This is a genomic window from Buttiauxella noackiae (assembly GCF_000737905.1).
In the GTDB taxonomy this organism is placed as follows: Bacteria; Pseudomonadota; Gammaproteobacteria; order Enterobacterales; family Enterobacteriaceae; genus Buttiauxella; species Buttiauxella noackiae.
In genome coordinates this window covers 205,724-227,201 of the sequence record NZ_JPRU01000003.1, presented here as the reverse complement: position 1 = coordinate 227,201, position 21,478 = coordinate 205,724, and the positions used below count along the sequence as shown (strand labels likewise).

21 protein-coding genes are annotated in these 21,478 nt (G+C 51.2%); 17 read left to right on the top strand and 4 right to left on the bottom strand.

Annotated elements, in window-relative coordinates; genetic code table 11:
* Positions 1-43 precede the first annotated feature (43 nt).
* The 11 genes from livH to ugpQ all read left to right on the top strand — a co-directional run bounded on the left by livH (position 44) and on the right by ugpQ (position 9,750).
* Positions 44-970: a high-affinity branched-chain amino acid ABC transporter permease LivH gene (gene livH / locus IX31_RS16915; protein WP_034460510.1), complete on the top strand. Its 927-nt coding sequence runs from the start codon at positions 44-46 to the stop codon at positions 968-970.
* The gene (locus IX31_RS16910; protein ID WP_034460508.1) at positions 967-2,253 is read left to right on the top strand and encodes a high-affinity branched-chain amino acid ABC transporter permease LivM; all 1,287 of its coding nucleotides are present in this window, start codon (positions 967-969) and stop codon (positions 2,251-2,253) included. Before livH ends, IX31_RS16910 begins: the two co-directional genes overlap by 4 nt.
* On the top strand, positions 2,250-3,017 hold the full coding sequence (gene livG / locus IX31_RS16905; protein WP_034460506.1) for a high-affinity branched-chain amino acid ABC transporter ATP-binding protein LivG: 768 nt from the start codon (positions 2,250-2,252) through the stop codon (positions 3,015-3,017). Before IX31_RS16910 ends, livG begins: the two co-directional genes overlap by 4 nt.
* A gap of 18 nt (positions 3,018-3,035) precedes the next feature.
* Positions 3,036-3,749, top strand: a complete 714-nt coding sequence (gene livF, locus IX31_RS16900) for a high-affinity branched-chain amino acid ABC transporter ATP-binding protein LivF (protein ID WP_034460504.1) — start codon at positions 3,036-3,038, stop codon at positions 3,747-3,749.
* A 182-nt stretch (positions 3,750-3,931) separates the two neighbouring features.
* Positions 3,932-4,153 (top strand): type II toxin-antitoxin system Phd/YefM family antitoxin, encoded by a 222-nt coding sequence (locus tag IX31_RS16895; protein ID WP_034460502.1) that lies wholly within the window; start codon positions 3,932-3,934, stop codon positions 4,151-4,153.
* Complete coding sequence (locus IX31_RS16890; RefSeq protein WP_034460501.1) at positions 4,150-4,521, top strand: type II toxin-antitoxin system death-on-curing family toxin; 372 nt, start codon at positions 4,150-4,152, stop codon at positions 4,519-4,521. Before IX31_RS16895 ends, IX31_RS16890 begins: the two co-directional genes overlap by 4 nt.
* A 260-nt stretch (positions 4,522-4,781) precedes the next feature.
* On the top strand, positions 4,782-6,101 hold the full coding sequence (gene ugpB / locus IX31_RS16885; RefSeq protein WP_034460500.1) for a sn-glycerol-3-phosphate ABC transporter substrate-binding protein UgpB: 1,320 nt from the start codon (positions 4,782-4,784) through the stop codon (positions 6,099-6,101).
* A 108-nt stretch (positions 6,102-6,209) separates the two neighbouring features.
* Positions 6,210-7,097 carry a sn-glycerol-3-phosphate ABC transporter permease UgpA gene (gene ugpA / locus IX31_RS16880; RefSeq protein ID WP_034460498.1) on the top strand — a complete coding sequence of 296 codons (888 nt, stop codon included), beginning with the start codon at positions 6,210-6,212 and terminating at the stop codon, positions 7,095-7,097.
* Complete coding sequence (gene ugpE / locus IX31_RS16875) at positions 7,094-7,939, top strand: sn-glycerol-3-phosphate ABC transporter permease UgpE (RefSeq protein WP_034460497.1); 846 nt, start codon at positions 7,094-7,096, stop codon at positions 7,937-7,939. Before ugpA ends, ugpE begins: the two co-directional genes overlap by 4 nt.
* A 3-nt stretch (positions 7,940-7,942) precedes the next feature.
* Positions 7,943-9,013 carry a sn-glycerol-3-phosphate import ATP-binding protein UgpC gene (locus tag IX31_RS16870; protein ID WP_034460496.1) on the top strand — a complete coding sequence of 357 codons (1,071 nt, stop codon included), beginning with the start codon at positions 7,943-7,945 and terminating at the stop codon, positions 9,011-9,013.
* Positions 9,010-9,750: a glycerophosphodiester phosphodiesterase gene (ugpQ, locus tag IX31_RS16865; protein ID WP_034460495.1), complete on the top strand. Its 741-nt coding sequence runs from the start codon at positions 9,010-9,012 to the stop codon at positions 9,748-9,750. Before IX31_RS16870 ends, ugpQ begins: the two co-directional genes overlap by 4 nt.
* A 77-nt stretch (positions 9,751-9,827) precedes the next feature.
* Here the strand turns inward: ugpQ and IX31_RS16860 are convergent, their stop codons facing one another.
* On the bottom strand, positions 9,828-10,277 hold the full coding sequence (locus IX31_RS16860; protein ID WP_034460494.1) for a DUF2756 family protein: 450 nt from the start codon (positions 10,275-10,277) through the stop codon (positions 9,828-9,830).
* Between the two features lie 124 nt (positions 10,278-10,401).
* Here IX31_RS16860 and ggt point away from each other — a divergent pair, with 124 nt between their 5' ends.
* Entirely contained in the window at positions 10,402-12,174 is a 1,773-nt protein-coding gene (ggt, locus tag IX31_RS16855; RefSeq protein ID WP_034460492.1) for a gamma-glutamyltransferase, read from the top strand.
* An 81-nt stretch (positions 12,175-12,255) separates the two neighbouring features.
* On the opposite strand, the gene IX31_RS16850 is transcribed toward ggt, so the two are convergent.
* Entirely contained in the window at positions 12,256-12,753 is a 498-nt protein-coding gene (locus IX31_RS16850; RefSeq protein ID WP_034460491.1) for a GNAT family N-acetyltransferase, read from the bottom strand.
* 442 nt (positions 12,754-13,195) lie between these two features.
* Here IX31_RS16850 and IX31_RS16845 point away from each other — a divergent pair, with 442 nt between their 5' ends.
* The 5 genes from IX31_RS16845 (at position 13,196) to gntU (ending at position 18,336) form a co-directional block, all read left to right on the top strand.
* On the top strand, positions 13,196-14,233 hold the full coding sequence (locus tag IX31_RS16845; RefSeq protein ID WP_034460490.1) for an oxidoreductase: 1,038 nt from the start codon (positions 13,196-13,198) through the stop codon (positions 14,231-14,233).
* A 124-nt stretch (positions 14,234-14,357) separates the two neighbouring features.
* Complete coding sequence (locus IX31_RS16840) at positions 14,358-15,053, top strand: pirin family protein (protein WP_034460489.1); 696 nt, start codon at positions 14,358-14,360, stop codon at positions 15,051-15,053.
* 105 nt (positions 15,054-15,158) lie between these two features.
* A complete protein-coding gene (gntR, locus tag IX31_RS16835) occupies positions 15,159-16,154 on the top strand; it encodes a gluconate operon transcriptional repressor GntR (RefSeq protein WP_034460488.1) in 996 nt (331 codons plus the stop codon).
* A 311-nt stretch (positions 16,155-16,465) separates the two neighbouring features.
* Positions 16,466-16,999, top strand: a complete 534-nt coding sequence (gene gntK / locus IX31_RS16830) for a gluconokinase (RefSeq protein ID WP_034460487.1) — start codon at positions 16,466-16,468, stop codon at positions 16,997-16,999.
* The gene (gene gntU, locus IX31_RS16825) at positions 16,996-18,336 is read left to right on the top strand and encodes a gluconate transporter (protein WP_034460486.1); all 1,341 of its coding nucleotides are present in this window, start codon (positions 16,996-16,998) and stop codon (positions 18,334-18,336) included. The genes gntK and gntU overlap by 4 nt, the downstream gene beginning before the upstream one ends.
* 57 nt (positions 18,337-18,393) lie before the next feature.
* Here the strand turns inward: gntU and xylB are convergent, their stop codons facing one another.
* Together xylB and xylA are read right to left on the bottom strand one after the other, a co-directional pair.
* Positions 18,394-19,848 carry a xylulokinase gene (gene xylB, locus IX31_RS16820; RefSeq protein ID WP_034460485.1) on the bottom strand — a complete coding sequence of 485 codons (1,455 nt, stop codon included), beginning with the start codon at positions 19,846-19,848 and terminating at the stop codon, positions 18,394-18,396.
* Positions 19,849-19,951: 103 nt separating this feature from the next.
* Entirely contained in the window at positions 19,952-21,274 is a 1,323-nt protein-coding gene (gene xylA, locus IX31_RS16815) for a xylose isomerase (protein ID WP_034460484.1), read from the bottom strand.
* Positions 21,275-21,478 lie beyond the last annotated feature (204 nt).

The following is a 21,478-nucleotide window of genomic DNA, read 5'->3' as shown; positions in this document are numbered from 1 at the left end:
CCCCGGCGGCTATGCGTTGGGGAGGAATAAATAAGGTTATTGTATGTCCGAGCAGTTCCTCTACTTCCTGCAACAGATGTTTAACGGCGTCACGCTGGGTAGTACTTACGCGCTGATTGCCATCGGTTACACCATGGTTTACGGCATTATCGGCATGATCAACTTCGCCCATGGCGAGGTATATATGATCGGCAGCTACGTCTCGTTTATGATCATCGCAGCGCTGATGATGATGGGCATTGATGTGGGCTGGATGCTGGTTGGTGCTGGTTTTATCGGTGCCATTGTTATTGCCAGTGCCTACGGCTGGAGCATCGAGCGCGTCGCGTACAAGCCGGTGCGTAACTCTAAGCGTCTGATTGCACTGATCTCTGCTATCGGGATGTCCATCTTCCTGCAAAACTACGTCAGCCTGACCGAAGGTTCACGTGATATTGCGCTGCCTAGCCTGTTTAACGGCCAGTGGGTCGTCGGTGCCAGCGACAATTTCACCGCAACCATTACCACAATGCAGTTGGTGATTTGGGTTGTAACGTTCATCGCAATGCTGGCTCTGACGCTGTTTATTCGCTACTCCCGCATGGGCCGTGCGTGCCGTGCGTGTGCAGAAGATTTGAAAATGGCGAGCCTGCTCGGAATTAACACTGACCGCGTTATCTCTCTGACCTTCGTCATTGGCGCAGCCATGGCTGCGGTTGCAGGTGTACTGCTCGGCCAGTTCTACGGCGTTATCAACCCATACATCGGCTTTATGGCCGGGATGAAAGCTTTCACCGCAGCAGTACTTGGCGGTATCGGTAGTATTCCTGGTGCGATGATTGGTGGCCTGATTTTAGGTGTTGCAGAGGCGCTGACTTCCGCGTATCTGAGCACTGAATATAAAGATGTTGTCTCCTTTGCGCTGCTCATCGTGGTACTGCTGGTTATGCCTACCGGTATCCTGGGTCGCCCGGAGGTAGAAAAAGTATGAAACCGATGCATGTTGTTTTGGCGCTGCTTTCGGCGGCCATATTTTTCGTGCTGGCGGGCGTCTTTATGGGCGTTCAGCTGAGCCTCGATGGCACTAAGCTTGTCGTCCATAGCGCAGAAACGGTGCGCTGGGAATGGGTGTTGATTGGTACAGCGATTGTCTTCGTCTTCCAGTTACTGCGCCCTGTATTCCAGAAAGGCATGAAAAAAGTCTCCGGGCCGAAGTTTGTCCTGCCTGCGTTAGACGGTTCTACGCCGAAACAAAAACTGTTCCTGTTGGCATTGTTGGTGCTCGCGGTTGCGTGGCCATTCGTGGTGTCACGCGGTACGGTGGATATCGCAACGCTGACGATGATTTATATCATTCTCGGCCTTGGCCTGAACGTGGTTGTCGGTTTGTCTGGCTTGTTGGTTCTGGGCTATGGCGGTTTTTATGCCATCGGTGCTTATACCTTTGCGCTGCTCAACCACTACTACGGTCTGGGATTCTGGACATGCTTGCCAATTGCGGGCCTGGTGTCTGCGGCAGCAGGTTTCCTCCTCGGCTTCCCAGTTTTGCGTTTACGCGGCGACTACCTCGCGATTGTGACGCTCGGCTTTGGTGAAATCGTCCGTATTTTGCTGCTCAATAACACCGAAATTACCGGTGGCCCGAACGGCATCAGCCAGATTCCAAAACCTACGCTGTTCGGTCTGGAATTCAGCCGCAGCGCGCGTGAAGGCGGATGGGATACGTTCAGCAACTTCTTTAACGTCGCATATAACCCAGGTGACAGGATTATCTTCCTGTACCTCGTTGCGCTGTTGCTGGTTGTGCTGTCGCTATTTGTCATTAACCGACTGCTGCGTATGCCTCTGGGCCGTGCATGGGAAGCATTGCGTGAAGATGAGATTGCTTGCCGTTCACTGGGTCTGAACCCTACTCGCATCAAACTGACTGCATTTACCATCAGCGCCGCGTTTGCCGGTTTTGCCGGAACGCTGTTTGCGGCGCGTCAGGGCTTTGTTAGCCCGGAATCCTTCACCTTTGCCGAATCTGCATTCGTACTGGCGATTGTCGTGCTGGGTGGTATGGGCTCGCAGTTTGCCGTTATCCTCGCCGCCGTGCTGCTGGTGGTGTCGCGCGAATTGATGCGTGATCTGAACGAATACAGCATGTTGGTGCTGGGTGGCTTGATGGTGCTGATGATGATTTGGCGTCCACAAGGCTTGCTGCCAATGTCACGCCCGCAATTAAAGCTTAAAAAAGAGCAAGTGGAACAAGTGAAAGGAGAGCAGGCATGAGTCAGCCATTGTTATCCGTAAACGGCTTGATGATGCGTTTCGGCGGCCTGCTCGCCGTAAACAATGTTTCACTGGAACTGCATCCACAAGAAATTGTTTCGTTAATCGGCCCGAACGGTGCCGGTAAAACCACGGTGTTTAACTGCCTGACCGGTTTCTACAAGCCTTCAGGCGGTACGATTCTGTTGCGTGATCAACACCTTGAAGGTCTGCCGGGCCAGCAAATTGCACGTATGGGCGTGGTGCGTACTTTCCAGCACGTGCGTCTGTTCCGTGAAATGACCGTGATTGAAAACTTGCTGGTTGCTCAGCATATGCAACTGAAAACCGGTGTGTTTTCAGGTTTGCTGAAAACACCCGCTTTTCGCCGCTCACAAAGCGAAGCGCTGGATCGTGCCGCAACATGGCTTGATCGTATTGGTCTGCTTGAGCAGGCTAACCGTCAGGCGAGCAACCTGGCGTATGGCGATCAGCGCCGCCTTGAGATTGCACGCTGCATGGTGACTCAGCCAGAAATTCTGATGCTTGATGAGCCAGCGGCAGGCCTTAACCCGAAAGAAACGCATGAGCTCGATGAGTTAATCATGGAGTTACGCAACCATCACAACACTACCGTGCTGTTAATCGAGCACGATATGAAACTGGTGATGGGCATTTCTGACAGGATTTACGTGGTAAACCAAGGGACGCCTCTTGCGAACGGCACGCCGGAGCAAATCCGTAATAACCCTGACGTAATCCGCGCCTATCTGGGCGAAGCATAAGAATGGGTGAGGCATAAGATGGAAAATATCATGTTGTCATTTGACCACGTAAGCGCCCACTACGGAAAAATCCAGGCGCTTCATGAGGTCAGTCTGCATATCAAACAGGGCGAAATCGTCACCCTGATTGGCGCAAACGGTGCCGGTAAAACGACGTTGTTGGGAACACTGTGCGGTGATCCGCGTGCTTCAAGCGGCAAGATTACCTTTGATGGTAAAGACATTACCGACTGGCATACCGCGCGCATCATGCGTGAAGCCGTTGCAATTGTGCCAGAAGGCCGCCGCGTGTTTTCCCGCATGACAGTAGAAGAAAACCTGGCGATGGGCGGCTTCTTCGCGGAACGCGACCAGTATCATGAACGCATCCAACGCGTTTACGAACTGTTCCCGCGCCTGCTGGAGCGTCGTATTCAGCGTGCGGGCACGATGTCTGGTGGTGAGCAGCAAATGCTGGCGATTGGCCGTGCATTGATGAGCCAGCCGCGTTTGTTGCTGTTAGATGAACCGTCGCTCGGTCTTGCACCAATCATCATCCAGCAGATTTTCGACACCATCGAAAAATTGCGCAGCGAAGGGATGACCATCTTCCTCGTTGAGCAGAACGCCAACCAGGCGCTGAAGCTTGCTGACCGTGGCTATGTGCTGGAAAACGGCCACGTGGTGCTGGAAGACACAGGCGATGCGCTGTTAGCTAATGAAGCGGTGCGTAGCGCCTACCTTGGCGGCTAATTTATACCCATCATACTTCAGGCTGTGGGATTAAAATGCCTTCATCGTTTTAGTCCTACAACTCGAATTATTTAGGGTATATGCCTTAATCAAAAAGGAGCTCACGAGCTCCTTTTTTTATCTCTGACTTCTAAATCGTACAATATACTTGTACAATTATTGTGTACTTTAAGGAGTCTGAAATGAACACCATGAATTATAGTGAGGCAAGGCAGAATCTTGCCGCAGCATTGGATTTAGCCGTTGATGGCCAGCCGGTAACCATTACCCGTCGCGGGCATAAATCGGCAGTAATTATTAGCAGTGAAGAGTTTGAACGTTATCAGGAGGCAAAAATGGATGCGGAATTTGCCGCCATCATGGATGTTCATGGTGATGCGATAAGGGCACTGGCAGATAAATGACAATCCAGTTTATCTCAGCGGAAGAGATAGTTCAGTTCCATGACAGAATTTTGAAAATGACGCCCGGTGTCCCAGGAATGCCCGATCGCGGCAGGGCTGAAGCGTTGTTGTACCGTGTGCTGAATAAGTATGTCTATGAAGGCATCAATGATCTTTATTTGCTGGCCGCGATGCATTTGCTGGCGATTTCTCGCGGCCATATTTTTAATGATGGCAATAAACGTACGGCGCTTTTTATTACCTTATTATTCCTGCGTCGTAATGGTATCGATCTTCCTGGTAGCCATCACTTTGTTCAGCTCACTGTTGATGCCGCTGCAGGGCAGCTATCTCTAGATGAAATAGCGGAACAACTCCGCCGGGCATAGTTCCGTCAACTTTCCTTCACCTCCTCGTCACGATCCTGTCACCTCTTGGTTATTTTTCTGTCATACGCGCATGTCATGTTTTGATGCGAACAAAAACGCGTATTTCCGCGCAACCTATAGACCCCTAAATAATTCTGGTTGCATCGCGGCGGCAACAGAGCAAGTCCCGATGAGCTTACTCAAGTAAGTGATTCGGGCGGTGAGTGAAGCCAACAAAGATGCGGCCTGAAGTATGAAGGGGATAACTAGAGAGATAAGACATGACTGCATCGTTACGACATACAGCACTTTGCTTAGCGCTAGGATGCGTATTTAGCAGCAGCGCCATCGCCGCCACCTCCATTCCATTCTGGCATTCAATGGAAGGCGAACTGGGCAAAGAGGTTGACTCACTGGCTCAACGCTTTAACCAGACGCATCCTGGCTACCAAATTGTTCCGGTTTATAAAGGCAACTACGAACAAAACCTGGCGGCAGGGATCGCGGCTTTCCGCTCGGGCAACGCACCGGCTATTTTGCAGGTTTATGAAGTAGGCACCGCGACCATGATGGCCTCGAAAGCGATCAAACCGGTGTATGAAGTGTTTAACGATGCGGGCATTAAGTTCGATGAATCTCAGTTTGTGCCGACGGTTTCCGGTTACTACACCGATGCGAAAACCGGGCATCTGCTTTCCCAGCCTTTCAACAGCTCAACGCCGGTTTTGTATTACAACAAAGATGCCTTCAAGAAAGCAGGCCTGAACCCGGACCAGCCGCCAAAAACCTGGCAGGATCTGGCGGAATACACCGCCAAACTTAAAGCTGCAGGCATGAAGTGCGGCTACGCCAGCGGCTGGCAGGGTTGGATTCAAATTGAAAACTTCAGCGCGTGGAACGGCTTGCCGGTTGCGACCAAAAACAATGGTTTTGACGGCACTGATGCAGTTCTGGAATTCAATAAACCAGAGCAGGTGAAACACATCGCTCTGCTGGAAGAGCTGAATAAGAAAGGTGATTTCAGCTACTTTGGCCGTAAAGATGAGTCCACCGAGAAGTTCTACAACGGTGACTGCGCGATCACCACCGCCTCTTCCGGTTCGCTTGCTGACATCCGCCATTATGCCAAATTCAACTATGGCGTGGGCATGATGCCTTACGATTCAACCATTCCGAATGCACCGCAAAACGCCATTATTGGTGGGGCAAGTCTGTGGGTTATGCAGGGTAAAGACGCCGCAACTTACAAAGGCGTTGCCGAGTTTATGCAGTTCCTTGCTCAGCCAGAAATTGCCGCTGAATGGCACCAGAAAACAGGTTATCTGCCGATTACCAAAGCCGCTTATGACCTGACGCGCGAACAAGGCTTCTACGAGAAAAATCCGGGTGCCGATATCGCTACGCGCCAGATGATGAATAAGCCGCCGTTGCCGTTCACCAAAGGGCTGCGTCTGGGCAACATGCCGCAGATTCGTACCATCGTAGATGAAGAACTGGAATCGGTATGGACTGGCAAGAAAACCCCTCAGCAGGCTTTAGATAGCGCGGTTGAGCGCGGAAATCAGCTGCTTCGCCGTTTCGAGCAGTCAACGAAGTCTTAAGTTTTGTTGGTGTCGGATGGCGCTTTGCTTATCCGACCTACGAACTGCTGTTTGTAGGTCGGGTAAGGCGAAGCCGTCACCCGACATTGTTCAGGAAAAGAATCGCTTATGTCATCATCTCGTCCGGTGTTCCGTTCCAGCTGGCTTCCGTATGCACTAGTTCTGCCGCAACTGATTATCACCATTATCTTTTTCATCTGGCCTGCGGGCGAAGCGCTGTGGTATTCACTCCAGAATGTCGATCCGTTTGGGCTTTCGAGTACGTTTGTCGGGCTGGACAACTTCAAACAGCTATTCCACGACAGTTACTATCTCGACTCTTTCTATACCACATTGATTTTCAGTGGCTTAGTTGCTGGCAGCGGCCTGCTGGTGTCACTCTTTTTCGCTGCGCTCACCGATTATGTCATTCGCGGCAGCCGAATCTACCAAACGCTAATGCTGCTGCCGTATGCGGTGGCACCAGCGATTGCCGCCGTGCTGTGGATATTCCTGTTTAACCCAGGACGTGGCCTGCTGACCCACGTGCTTGAGCAGTTTGGTTATCACTGGAACCACGCGCAAAACAGTGGTCAGGCGATGTTTCTCGTCGTGTTTGCCTCGGTGTGGAAGCAAATCAGCTACAACTTTTTGTTCTTTTTTGCGGCATTGCAATCTATTCCTCGCTCGCTAGTAGAGGCTGCATCGATTGATGGCGCAGGGCCAGTACGACGTTTCTTCAAGTTGTCGCTGCCGCTCATTGCTCCGGTAAGTTTCTTCCTGCTGGTGGTGAACCTGGTGTATGCCTTTTTTGATACCTTCCCGGTTATCGACGCCGCAACAGGCGGTGGCCCCGTGCAGGCGACCACCACGCTAATCTACAAAATTTATCGCGAAGGCTTTGCCGGGCTCGATCTTTCCGCATCGGCAGCACAATCGGTCGTGCTGATGTTCCTGGTGATCATTTTGACCGTCATTCAGTTCCGTTTTGTGGAACGTAAGGTGCGTTATCAATGATTGAAAATCGTCGTGGGCTGACCATTTTCAGCCATACCATGCTGATACTTGGCATCATCGTCATTCTATTTCCCATGTATGTCGCATTTGTCGCGGCGACACTGGATAACCAGGCCGTATTTCAGACGCCGATGACGCTAATTCCCGGCACGCATCTGCTGGAAAATATGTCTTACATCTGGACGCACGGCGTGGGGGCGAACAGCGCGCCGTTCGGCCTGATGCTGTTCAACAGTTTTGTGATGGCGCTGGTTATTACCATCGGCAAAATCACGGTGTCGATGCTCTCCGCATTCGCCATCGTCTGGTTCCGTTTTCCGCTGCGTAACCTGTTCTTCTGGATGATCTTTATCACCCTGATGCTGCCCGTTGAAGTGCGTATTTTTCCGACTGTTGAAGTCATCGCAAATCTTAAAATGCTCGATAGCTACACCGGTCTGACGCTGCCACTGATGGCTTCAGCGACCGCGACCTTCTTATTCCGCCAGTTCTTTATGACGCTGCCCGATGAGTTAATGGAAGCGGCACGCATCGATGGTGCAACACCGATGCGTTTCTTTCGCGACATCGTGTTACCGCTCTCAAAAACCAATCTGGCGGCGCTGTTCGTCATCACCTTTATCTACGGCTGGAACCAGTATCTGTGGCCGCTGCTGATCATTAGCGACGTAAACCTCGGCACGGCGGTGGCGGGTATCAAAGGGATGATGTCTTCCGGCGAAGGAAGCACTCAGTGGAACCAGGTGATGGCGGCCATGTTACTGACCCTGATTCCCCCGGTAATTATCGTTTTAGTAATGCAACGCGCGTTTGTGCGTGGCTTAGTGGATAGTGAGAAATAACCCATGGCAGGACTGAAATTACAGGCAGTATCCAAAAGCTGGGACAACAAAACTCAAGTGATTCAACCGCTGACGCTGGATGTGGCCGACGGTGAGTTTATCGTGATGGTGGGTCCGTCGGGCTGCGGCAAATCCACGCTGCTACGCATGGTTGCCGGACTCGAACGCGTCACCAGCGGCGACATCTGGATTGACCGGCAGCGCGTCACAGAGATGGAACCGAAAGAGCGTGGAATTGCGATGGTGTTCCAGAATTACGCACTTTATCCGCACATGAGCGTGGAAGAAAACATGGCCTGGGGCCTGAAAATCCGTGGCATGGGCAAAGGGCATATTCAGCAGAAAGTCGCGGAAGCGGCCCGTATTCTGGAACTTGATGGCTTGCTCAAACGCCGCCCACGTGAACTTTCCGGCGGGCAACGCCAGCGTGTAGCTATGGGGCGCGCCATCGTGCGCGATCCGGCGGTTTTCCTGTTCGATGAACCGCTCTCAAACCTTGATGCCAAACTGCGCGTGCAGATGCGCCTTGAATTACAACAGCTACACCGTCGCCTGAAAACCACAAGTTTGTACGTTACACACGATCAGGTGGAAGCAATGACGCTGGCGCAGCGCGTGATGGTGATGAACAAAGGTATCGCGGAGCAAATCGGTACGCCTGTCGAAGTCTACGAACGCCCGGCAAGCCGCTTTGTCGCGAGCTTTATTGGTTCACCTGCCATGAACCTGCTGGAAGGAAATATCAGCGACGACGGCACGCGTTTCGAACTGGCTGGTGGGATGGCTCTACCACTGGGCAATGCAGCTAATCTGCAACGAGGCCGGGCTGTTACCCTGGGTATCCGCCCGGAACATATTGCGCTAAGCTCACAAACCGCAGGCGGTGTGCCATTTGTGGTGGACACGCTGGAGATGCTCGGCGCGGATAATCTGGTGCATGGGCGCTGGGGTGAGCAAAAAATGGTGGTGCGCTTAGCGCATCAGGAACGACCGCAACCCGGAAGTACGCTGTGGCTATATCTGCCTGAAAATCATCTACATTTCTTTGATAAAGAAAACGGACAACGTTTATGAGTAACTGGCCTTATCCAAAAATCGCAGCCCATCGTGGTGGGGGAAAACTGGCGCCGGAAAATACGCTGGCGGCTATTGATGTCGGTGCGCGCTACGGTCACACCATGATTGAGTTTGACGCCAAGCTTTCACAAGACGGGCAAATCTTCTTGCTGCATGACGACACGCTTGAGCGCACCAGCAACGGCTGGGGAATTGCAGGCGATTTACCGTGGGATAAGCTGCTGAATGTTGATGCAGGAAGCTGGTTCAGCGGTGAGTTTAAAGGCGAGCCATTACCCCTTCTTTCGCAGGTGGCCGCGCGTTGTAAACAGCACGGCATGATGGCGAATATCGAAATTAAGCCGACCACCGGCACCGATAGAGAAACCGGGAAAGTTATCGCACTGGCGGCTCGTGAATTATGGCTGGGGCAAACAGCGCCACTGTTATCTTCGTTTTCTATCGAAGCGCTGGAGGCGGCGCACAATGCCGTGCCTGAGCTTCCACGTGGGTTGCTACTTGATGATTGGCGGGATGACTGGCGTGAACTGACGACGCGTCTTGGCTGCGTTTCAATCCACCTGAACCATAAACTGCTCGATGAAACTCGCGTGCAGCAATTGAAAGAGGCTGGATTACATATTCTGGTTTATACCGTGAATATTCCCCAGCGTGCAGCAACGCTGCTGCGCTGGGGAGTCGATACGATTTGCACCGATAGAATTGATGAGATTGGGCCGGATTTTACCGCGTGATTGCGTCGGGTGGCGCATTCGCTTACCCAACCTACGATTTGTAGGGGGATAAGCGCTAGCGCCATCCACCGGTACCTTTACGGCCCAATTGTTTTCAGCGGGATGTTCGGCTGTAGTGAAGTCGAGTTGCTGTTTTGATTGAGCATGCTGCCATTGGTTTTCGGTTGCAGCATATGATCCTGGCTGCTACCTCCGCTGCCACTTAGCATTCCGCCATTGGTATTTGGCAGTACCTGCTGCGTTCCTACTTCCATCTCATTCGGCAGCGTTTTTTTCACCTTAAAGACGCCCTGCTGCGAATTATTGTTTATCTGCCCTTCCAGATGCTGTTGTTGCATGCGTGTTTGCGTTTGTAACTGCTGATTCAACATCCCTTTTTGCTGTGTCTGTTGAGTTTGCATCTGCTGCTGCATCCGCTGCTGGCTTGGGATCTGGTAATCCGGTTGGTTTGGATTATTCAGGGTATTAATCGGCTGCGCCAAACAGGTCAATGGCAGCAGGGCCGCCAGTAATAATATTTTTTTCATCGTCATTTCCTCCATTGGGGGATCTATTAAGTTTAATCCTTTTCTATTCACATGAAGATTATTTAGGAATTGTGGACCAGGCTTATTGGGCGATTGACCTCATTGAAAAATGGAGAAAATAACGATGAAGCAGTGGAAAACAATACGTCTGGAAATTCTGCGCTGGATAGCCGTTCCTGCGTTAACGCTTGGACTGTGCCTCTCAGTTAGTGCCGCACTACCGCCCGTTGCGGCTCCGGCTCCCGTTTCTTACGGCGTGGAAGCGGATGTGTTTCATCCTGTACGTGCTGAAAACGGCATGGTGGCGTCCCAGGATTCTCTCGCCACGCAAGTGGGTGTCGATATTCTGAAACAAGGCGGAAATGCCGTTGATGCGGCGGTTGCTGTAGGCTTTGCACTGGCGGTAACCCATCCACAAGCGGGGAATATCGGTGGCGGTGGTTTCATGATGCTGCGCACCAAAGATGGCAAAACAACCGCGATAGATTTCCGTGAAATGGCGCCAGAAAAAGCCACGCGCGATATGTTCCTTGATGCGCAGGGCAATGCCGACAGTAAAAAATCCCTCACTTCTCATCTGGCATCAGGCACGCCTGGCACCGTTGCGGGCTTCGCCATGGCGCTGGAAAAATACGGCACGCTGCCGCTCAACAAAGTTATCCAACCGGCGATCAAACTGGCGCATGACGGATTTACCGTCAACGACGCGCTGGCTGAAGACCTGAAAGTCTACGGCGCGGAAGTCCTTCCGAATCACCCCAACAGCAAAGCTATTTTCTGGAAAGCAGACGGTAATCCGCTGCAAAAAGGCGACAAACTGGTGCAGACCAATCTCGCCAAAAGCCTGGAGATGATTGCTGAGATTGGCCCGGATGCTTTCTATAAAGGGACGATTGCTGACCAAATCGCCGAAGAGATGGCAAAAAACGGTGGGCTGATTAGCAAGGACGATCTGGCGAATTACAAAGCGGTTGAACGTGCGCCGATTAGCGGCGATTACCGTGGCTACCAGATTTTCTCCATGCCACCGCCGTCTTCTGGTGGTATCCATATCGTCGAAATCCTGAATATTCTGGAGAATTTCGATCTCGCTAAATACGGTTTTGGTAGCGCCGATGCGATGCAGCTAACCGCTGAAGCCGAAAAATACGCGTATGCAGATCGCTCGGAATATCTTGGCGATCCAGACTTCGTGAAAGTGCCGTGGCAGGCGCTGACCGACAAAGCGTACGCCAAATCGCTGGCTGATAAGATCGACATCAACAAAGCGCGTCCGTCGAGTGAAATCAAACCGGGGAACCTCGCGCCGTATGAAAGTAACCAGACCACCCATTTCTCGGTGGTGGATAAAGATGGCAACGCCGTGGCGGTGACTTACACGCTGAACACTGTGTTCGGAACAGGTATCGTGGCGGGCAATACCGGCATTATCATGAACAACCAAATGGATGATTTCTCTGCCAAACCAGGTGTGCCGAATGTATACGGGCTGGTGGGTGGCGATGCAAACGCCGTTGGGCCGCATAAACGCCCGCTGTCGTCGATGTCCCCAACTATCGTGGTGAAAGATGGCAAAACCTGGCTGGTGACCGGCAGCCCTGGCGGTAGCCGAATAATCACGACCGTGCTGCAAATGGTGATGAATACTATCGATTACGGCATGAACGTCGCCGAAGCGACCAACGCGCCGCGCTTCCATCATCAATGGCTGCCTGACGAGTTAAGGGTCGAAAAAGGCTTTAGCCCGGACACGCTTAAACTGCTGAAAGAAAAAGGGCAGAACGTGGTAGTGAAAGAGGCGATGGGTAGCACGCAAAGCATTATGATGGGGCCGGATGGCGCATTGTACGGTGCGTCTGACCCGCGCTCGGTGGATGATTTGACGGCGGGTTACTGAATAATTGGTGGATGGCGCTGCGTCTACCCACCCTACAAATCTGAGGCGTAGGGCGGATAAGCGCAAGTGCCATCCGCCTTGTTACACCGGCTTAAATCGCGCCATAAAATAGGCGTCTACATACTTGCCTTCACGCAGCGCGAAGTTCTTCCCAGTGCCTTCAATTTCAAAACCGAATTTGCGATAGGTTGCCAACGCCGCCTCGTTATCGGTGAAAACCGTCAGTTCAATACGCTCGATGCGCAGCCAGTTGTCGCACAGATTTACCATTTCCTGCATTAGCGCACTAGCGACTCCCTTGCCCTGATAGCGGCAGTCGACGCCCATCCCAAAAGTGGCTACATGGCTACGACGTGGGGACTGTTCCACCATCAGCATTAGCTGCCCGACAATCCTATTGTCGATGCATGCCACCAGGTTACGGCTGCCGGGTTTTAGATTGGTTACGCGTTCCGTCCAATGAAGTAGTGGTGGATGAGGAATCTGTAGCGTGTCACGAACCAATGCTGGCTGGGAGTAGATTTCATACAGCGCCTGAGCGTCGCTGATTTCAGCGTGACGTACTACGATTTCGTTCATCCTTTTATCCTCAATGAGTTACATAATCCCTTTAAACATCATTGACTTTCACTTTGCTGTCAACCGCATATTTTTTGAAATTTCGCTTTACAAGTGCGAATGATAATGATTATTATTGCCATGCGTTCAGGGGAGACCCCTACGGAGACAACCTGAAAGCACGACATTGCTCACATTGCTTCCAGTATTACTTAGCCAGCCTCGAGCTGGCTTTTTTTTGCCCGTCTTATTTGAAGCTGTAGCTGCGTTGGCTGCACTCCCTCACCCGAATCACTTACCTAAGTAAGCTCATCGGGATTCACTCCCTTGCCGCCTTGCTACAACTCAAAATAATTAGGGCAAACCAAGTGTCACTTTGCATTAGTAGGGCGGATAAACGAAGTGCCATCCGCCGGAGTTTGCAGTAGGGTAATTGCAATTCAAAGTCAAAAAGGACGAAGCAATGACCCTACACTGCGCTTTTATAGGTTTTGGCAAAAGCACCACGCGTTACCACCTTCCTTACGTTCTGGTTCGCAAAGATAAATTCCACGTTGCCCATATTTTCCGTCGCAATGAAAAGCCGGACATCGAACAGCAGCCGGAGTATAGCCACATTCATTTCACCAGCGATTTAGACGAAGTGCTGAATGATCCGCAGGTAAAGCTGGTGGTGGTTTGCACCCACGCTGACAGCCATTTTGATTACGCGAAACGCGCACTTGAAGCGGGTAAAAACGTACTGGTGGAAAAACCGTTTACCCCGACCCTTGCTGAAGCCAAAGAGTTGTTTGAACTGGCAAAAGCAAAAGGGCTGACCGTCACGCCTTACCAGAATCGCCGTTTTGACTCCTGCTTCCTGACGATGAAAAAAGCTATCGAAAGCGGCAAACTTGGCGACATCGTTGAAATAGAAAGCCACTTTGATATGTATCGCCCGGTTGCGGAAACTAAACCTGGGCTGCCGGCAGATGGCGCGTTCTATGGCCTCGGCGTGCATACCATGGACCAAATCATCTCGCTGTTTGGCCGCCCGGACCACGTCACCTACGATATTCGTAGCGTGCGCAATAAAGCTAACCCGGACGATACCTTTGAAGCCCAGCTTTTCTATGGCGATATGAAAGCTATCGTTAAAACCAGCCATCTGGTGAAAATCGATTACCCAAAATTCCTGGTTCACGGCACCAAAGGCTCATTCATTAAGTACGGCATTGACCAGCAAGAAACCAGCCTTAAAGCGTACATCATGCCGGGCGAACCGGGCTTTGCGGCAGACAGCAGCGTAGGCGTGCTTGAGTATGTAAACGATGCGGGTGAAAGCGTGCGCGAAGAGTTGAAGCCGGAAGCGGGTGACTACGGGCGCGTATACGACGCGCTGTACGAAACCATTGTTAATGGCAAGCCAAATTACGTCAGAGAAATTGAAGCACTGACCAACCTTGAGATCCTCGAGCGCGGTTTCGAGCAAGCCTCTCCCTCTACTGTGACCCTCGCTTAAACCGAAATACGACGCCTCTGACTCGTTCATTTTTTTTGAACAGAGGCGTCAATTTTCACCCTCTATGATCATTTCCGATTCGAGTCCACACTTAGTCCATCAAACGAATTGCGGAGAAATGAAAATGATCTACTTAAGAAAAGCTGAAGAACGTGGTCATGCGAATCATGGTTGGTTAGATAGCTGGCACACCTTCTCTTTCGCTAACTATTACGATGCCAATTTCATGGGTTTCTCGGCATTACGTGTGATTAACGAAGACGTAGTGGAAGCTGGTGAAGGGTTCGGTACCCACCCGCACAAAGATATGGAAATCCTGACTTATGTGCTGGAAGGTGCCGTAGCACACCGTGACAGCATGGGTAACGAAGAAAAGGTTCCAGCGGGTGAATTCCAGATTATGAGTGCCGGTACCGGGATTACTCACTCCGAGTACAACCCAAGTAAAACTGAGCGCCTGCGTCTGTACCAAATCTGGATCATCCCAGAAAAAACCGGCATCACGCCGCGTTACGACCAACGCCGTTTTGATGCGCCGCAGGGCCGCCAGCTGGTGCTTTCACCAGATGCGCGAGACGGTTCATTGAAAGTGAATCAGGATATGGAGCTTTCACGCTGGGCGCTGGCTAAAGATGAGCAATCTGTTTATCAGATCCCGGCAGATCGCCGTATATGGGTTCAGGTGGTGAAAGGTGATGTGTCGATTAATGGCACTCAGGCAAAAACCAGCGACGCGGTTGCGGTGTGGGATGAGCAAGCGATTTCGATTCATGCAAATGCTCAAAGTGAAGTGTTGCTGTTCGATTTACCACCAGTCTAATATTTTCCGATAGTTACCGGTCACAACCTTCTCCTGAAACAGGGGAAGGTTGTGCTTTGTCCGTGCTAAACTTTGTCGTCGATTGTTAACCCGCACAGCAGGACAATGAAAAAGAAAAGACCGGTATTACAGGACGTTGCAGACCGCGTTGGCATCACCAAAATGACGGTCAGTCGCTTTTTGCGAAACCCTGATCAGGTTTCCGCTGCGTTGCAGGTAAAAATTGCCGCGGCCCTTGATGAACTTGGCTATATTCCGAACCGCGCACCCGACATCCTTTCCAATTCTACCAGCCGTGCAATCGGTGTGTTGTTGCCTTCGCTTACCAACCAGGTTTTCGCTGAAGTGCTACGAGGTATTGAAAGCGTTGTCGATGCTTACGGCTACCAGACTATGCTTGCTCACTACGGTTATAAACCGGAGCTGGAAGAAGAGCGCCTGGAATCAATGCTTTCCTGGAATATCGACGGTCTTATCCTTACTGAACGTACCCACACTCCGCGCACCTTGAAAATGATTGAAGTGGCGGGTATTCCCGTTGTCGAATTGATGGACAGCGTTTCACCATGCCTGGATATTGCCGTAGGGTTTGATAACTTCGAAGCAGCACGCCAGATGACAGCCGCAATTATTGCGCGTGGCCACCGACATGTAGCGTATCTCGGCGCCCGTCTTGATGAACGTACTGTGATTAAGAAAAAAGGTTATGAGCAGGCGATGAACGATGCCGGGCTTGTGCCATATAGTGTAATGGTCGAAAACTCATCCTCATATTCCACCGGTATTGAATTGTTTCGTCAGGCCAGACGTGAATATCCGCAGCTTGACAGCATCTTCTGTACTAACGATGACTTAGCCATCGGTGCGGCATTTGAATGCCAGCGTCAGGGCTTGAGTATTCCAAAAGATATGGCGATTGCCGGTTTCCATGGCCACGATATCGGGCAGGTGATGGAGCCACGTCTTGCCAGCGTGTTGACACCGCGTGAACGTATGGGGCGTATTGGTGCGGAGCGTTTGCTGGCGCGGATACGTGGCGAAACGGTCACACCACAAATGCTGGATTTGGGCTTTACGCTCTCTTCAGGCGGCTCAATTTAATTCTCGCTTAATTCAGGTTGCAGTAGCGCTAACTGCAACTCGGATTATTTACAGTTTATTTTTTGATGTAGTTCACAGTTATACGCTTTGCAAGCTAATGGTTATTGCTTATTGCTCGATCAGCTCAGAGAATGTTACCGATAACAGTTACCCGTAACAGTTTCTAATATTCCCAAAATAATTCGCGTTGCATCGCGACGGCAAGAGAAGGAGTTCCGATGAGCTTAGTAAACTAAGTGATTCGGACGAGTGAACGCAGCCAACAAAGATGCAACTCGAAGTATGAAGGGTATAACAGTCGGAGCTACGCTATGAGCACTACCAACCATGACCACCACATCTACGTCCTGATGGGCGTCTCTGGCAGCGGTAAATCTGCTGTTGCAAGCGAAGTTGCACATCAACTCAAAGCCGCGTTCCTCGATGGCGACTTCCTTCACCCGCGCTGCAATATCATGAAAATGGCATCAGGCGAGCCGCTCAACGACGACGATCGTAAGCCGTGGCTGCAAGCGCTAAACGATGCGGCTTTCGCTATGCAGCGGACAAACAAAGTTTCCCTGATTGTTTGCTCTGCGCTGAAAAAGGTTTATCGCGACCAATTGCGCGACGGTAACCCAAATCTCTCTTTCATCTACATGAAAGGTGATTTTGAGGTAATCGAAAGCCGTCTGAAAGCACGTAAAGGTCACTTCTTCAAAACTCAGATGTTGGTCACTCAGTTTGAAACGCTGGAAGAACCAAAGTCTGATGAACCTGATGTTCTGGTCGTGGATATTGACCAAACGCTGGAAGGCGTGGTGGCCAGCACTATTGATGTGATTAATAAAGGCAGTGTGCAGTGAGTACATTAACACTTGTTTTAACAGCAGTAGGTTCGGTTTTACTGCTGCTGTTTTTAGTGATGAAGGCTCGCATGCATGCCTTCGTTGCTTTGATGGTGGTTTCAATTGGTGCAGGGATATTTTCCGGGATGCCGCTCGATAAAATCGCGGCAACCATGGAAAAAGGCATGGGCGGTACACTCGGCTTTCTGGCCATCGTCGTCGCGCTCGGTGCGATGTTTGGCAAGATTCTTCATGAAACGGGTGCCGTAGACCAGATAGCCGTCAAAATGCTCAAGGTTTTCGGCAAGAGTCGCGCACATTACGCGATTGGCCTGGCAGGTTTGATTTGCGCACTACCGCTGTTCTTCGAAGTTGCCATTGTTCTGCTGATTAGCGTGGCGTTTTCTATGGCCCGTCACACCGGAACAAACCTGGTAAAATTAGTTATTCCTCTGTTCGCAGGTGTTGCCGCTGCCGCAGCGTTTCTGTTGCCAGGGCCTGCACCCATGCTGCTGGCTTCCCAAATGCACGCCGACTTTGGCTGGATGATTCTGCTGGGCTTGTGCGCCGCCATTCCAGCTATGATTATCGCCGGGCCGCTGTTTGGTAACTTCATCAGTAAATACGTCGAACTGCATATTCCGGACGACATCACTGAACCGCATCTGGGCGAAGGCAAATTGCCATCGTTCAGCTTCAGCCTGTCGCTGATCCTACTGCCGCTGGTGTTGGTAGGGATGAAAACCATCGCTGCGCGTTTCGTTGAACAAGGTTCCACGCTGTACGAATGGCTTGAGTTTATTGGCCATCCGTTCACCGCGATTCTGGTGGCGTGTCTGGTTGCTATTTATGGCCTTGCATATCGTCAGGGAATGGCGAAAGAAAAGGTCATGGAAATCTGCGGCCATGCGCTGCAACCGGCTGGCATTATTTTGCTGGTTATCGGTGCAGGTGGGGTATTTAAACAGGTGCTAGTGGACTCGGGCGTAGGCCCTGCACTGGGTGAAGCATTGACCGGTTTAGGTTTACCCATTGCTTTAACCTGCTTCGTACTGGCTGCTGCGGTTCGTATTATTCAGGGTTCCGCAACCGTTGCTTGCCTGACCGCCGTCGGTCTTGTGATGCCGGTTATTGAACAACTGAACTATAACGGCGCGCAAATGGCTGCTTTGTCGATTTGTATCGCAGGTGGATCGATTGTTGTGAGCCACGTTAACGACGCTGGTTTCTGGTTATTTGGTAAGTTCACGGGCGCAACCGAAGGGCAAACCCTGAAGACCTGGACACTGATGGAAACCATTCTCGGCACCACAGGTGCGGTTGTTGGGATGATTGCGTTTACCTTGCTGTCTTAAATATTGGATGGTGAATGCTGCTAACGCTCAGGTAAAACCTGAGCGTTATTTTTTGTGTCACGACATCAGTGGCAGCAGCTGCTGATAAATTTGGTTAAACACTTTACGGCGAGTTTTGTAACGCGCATGGCGCGCCATATCTGGCGTGTGCTGTTGCTCAAGAAGCAATTGTGGCAGCAGAGATTGTAATGGCTTATCTGGAGACATCGCGATTTGTGCCAGACGCGCGGCTCCCAGCGCCGGGCCAACATCACCCCCCGTACGGTAATCCAGCGTTTGCCCGCTGATATCCGCCAGTATCTGCCGCCAGTAAGGGCTACGCGCACCGCCCCCGATTAGTGTCACGCTATGTGGTGTCACTCCACAAGAATGAACGACGTCCATACCGTCTGCCAGCGCATAACCCACTCCTTCAAGCACAGCCCGGGCAAGTTCTGCCGGCCCATGCTGATGCGTCAGGCCAAAGAAAACCCCTTTTGCCTGCGGATTGTTGTGCGGTGTGCGTTCGCCTGAAAGATATGGCAAGAACCAAATATCTCCCGCTTCTTCATCGGCTTTTTCAGCGGCTGCCAGTAATGCCGGAACGGTGCCAAGGCCAGTCAGTTTTGCTGCCCAATCCAGACAAGATGCAGCACTTAACATCACAGACATTAAATGCCAGCGGTTTGGCAGCGCGTGACAGAAGCTGTGAACGGCACTTTCAGGTTTGCTGCGAAAACCATCGCTAACAGCGAAGTAAACGCCTGATGTACCCAGCGACAACATCGCCTGGCCGGCATCCATCATGCCAACGCCAACTGCCCCTGCGGCGTTATCCCCACCGCCTGCAACAACGGGCACAGCGGGCATATTCCACGCCTTAGCCACGTCCTCTTTCAACGTGCCGGTTATTTCAGTGCCTTCATATAAGGCAGGCATTTGCTGGCGGTTGAGTTGGCAGGCGTCGAGCATTTTGTCGCTCCAGTCTCGCTTTGCGACATCCAGCCACATGGTGCCTGCAGCATCTGACATGTCACTGGCAAACACGCCGGTCATACGCAAACGCAGATAATCTTTTGGTAGCAGGACCTTATCGATTATGGCGAAAACGTCTGGTTCATGGCGCTGAACCCAGAGCAGCTTCGGTGCAGTAAATCCCGGCATCATCAGGTTGCCGGTAATCTCACGTGATTCAGGTACGGCAGCTTCCAGTAGCGCACATTCTTCACTACAGCGGCCGTCATTCCATAAAATTGCGGGGCGTAGCACCTCCTGCTGGCTATCAAGCAGCGTTGCACCGTGCATTTGCCCGGCAATTCCCAGTGCTTTCACATCGGTGAGAGGATGCTGCTCCCCAAGTGCTTTCATTGCGCGGTCTGTGGCTTGCCACCAGTGTTCTGGATCTTGTTCCGACCACAGTGGATGTGGGCGTGACACAGTCAGCGTTTCGGTTTGTGAAGCCAGCACCTCGCCTTGCTCATTGAGCAAAATGGCTTTAACGCCTGACGTCCCGAGATCGAGTCCGATGTACATACTGACCACTCCTTACAAACGCACCACGACAGGCGTGGTGCTAGGAAAATATGTGGGTGGATAAGTCGAAAGCTACCCACCACTTTTGTATATAGATCTGAATTTATCTATCAAACAGATAATGATTCACCAGGTTCTCCAACAACTCCTGATGCCCGCTCTGGTGCTGCGGCGCCAGGTTATGTTGTTCAGCGTACTGTGCAATCTGCGCAAGAGACATTTGTCCTTTCAGAATTTGCTGGCCCAGTTCACCATTCCAACCGGCATAACGCTTCGCAACACGCTTATCCAGTTCACCATCTTCAATCATGCGTGCAGCAATTTTTAGCGACAGTGCCATCACGTCCATTGCACCAATATGACCATAGAACAGGTCGTACTTATCGGTGCTTTGGCGGCGTACTTTGGCATCAAAGTTCAGGCCGCCCGTGGTGAAACCACCTGCTTTGAGGATTTCGTACATCACTAATGAATTTTCTTCCACGCTATTTGGGAACTGGTCGGTATCCCAGCCCAACTGCGGGTCACCACGGTTGGCATCGACTGAACCGAAAATACCCAATGCAATAGCGCTGGCGATTTCGTGATGGAACGAATGACCCGCAAGTGTTGCGTGGTTTGCTTCAATGTTTACTTTGATCTCTTTTTCCAGACCAAACTGTTTCAGGAAGCCATAAACCGTGGCGACATCGTAATCGTACTGATGCTTGGTAGGTTCTTGCGGTTTTGGTTCGATAAGTAATGTGCCACGGAAACCAATTTTGTGTTTATGCTCAACGACCATTTGCAAGAAGCGGCCAATTTGCTCACGTTCTTGACGCAAATCGGTATTGAGCAGAGATTCGTAACCTTCACGGCCACCCCAAAGTACATAGTTTTCACCGCCCAGTTTGTGAGTGGCATTCATTGCAGTTACGACTTGTGTGGCAGCCCAGGAGAACACTTCCGGATCCGGGTTGGTTGCCGCACCGGCACCAAAACGTGGGTTGGTAAAGCAGTTGGCAGTACCCCACAGCAATTTCACACCACTTTCTTGCTGCTTTTGCGCCAGTACTTCGGTCATTTGTGCGAAGTTGTTCAGATACTCTTTCAGAGACGATCCTTCTGGTGAAACGTCTACATCGTGGAAGCAGTAATACGGCACATTCAGCTTGTGGAAAAATTCAAACGCCACGTCAGCTTTCTGTTTAGCCAGACCTAACGCATCGCCTGCTTGCAGCCAGGGACGCTCAAAGGAACCGGAACCAAACATGTCTGTGCCATTCCAACAGAAGTTATGCCAGTAACAGGCAGCAAAACGCAGATGTTCTTCCATGCGTTTACCCAGAACGATTTCGTCTGGATTGTAGTGGCGGAATGCCAGAGGATTAGTGGATTTGGTACCTTCAAAACGAACGCGTTCAAGTTGGTCGAAATAGGCTTGCATAAGTGACTCCGTAATCAGGGGGGGGCGGCAAGTAAGCGATTCTGTCACCATCCTGTATTTTCCTCTGGTATTGCTCAATTACGTTATTTCACACTGCGTTTAAGAGAATGCTCAAATGTGCGCTGCTTCGCAAAAATACTGAAAATAATGAATGAAATATCTCGATGGTTATTCCAATAAATAAAGAAACGAATGAGTTTGTTA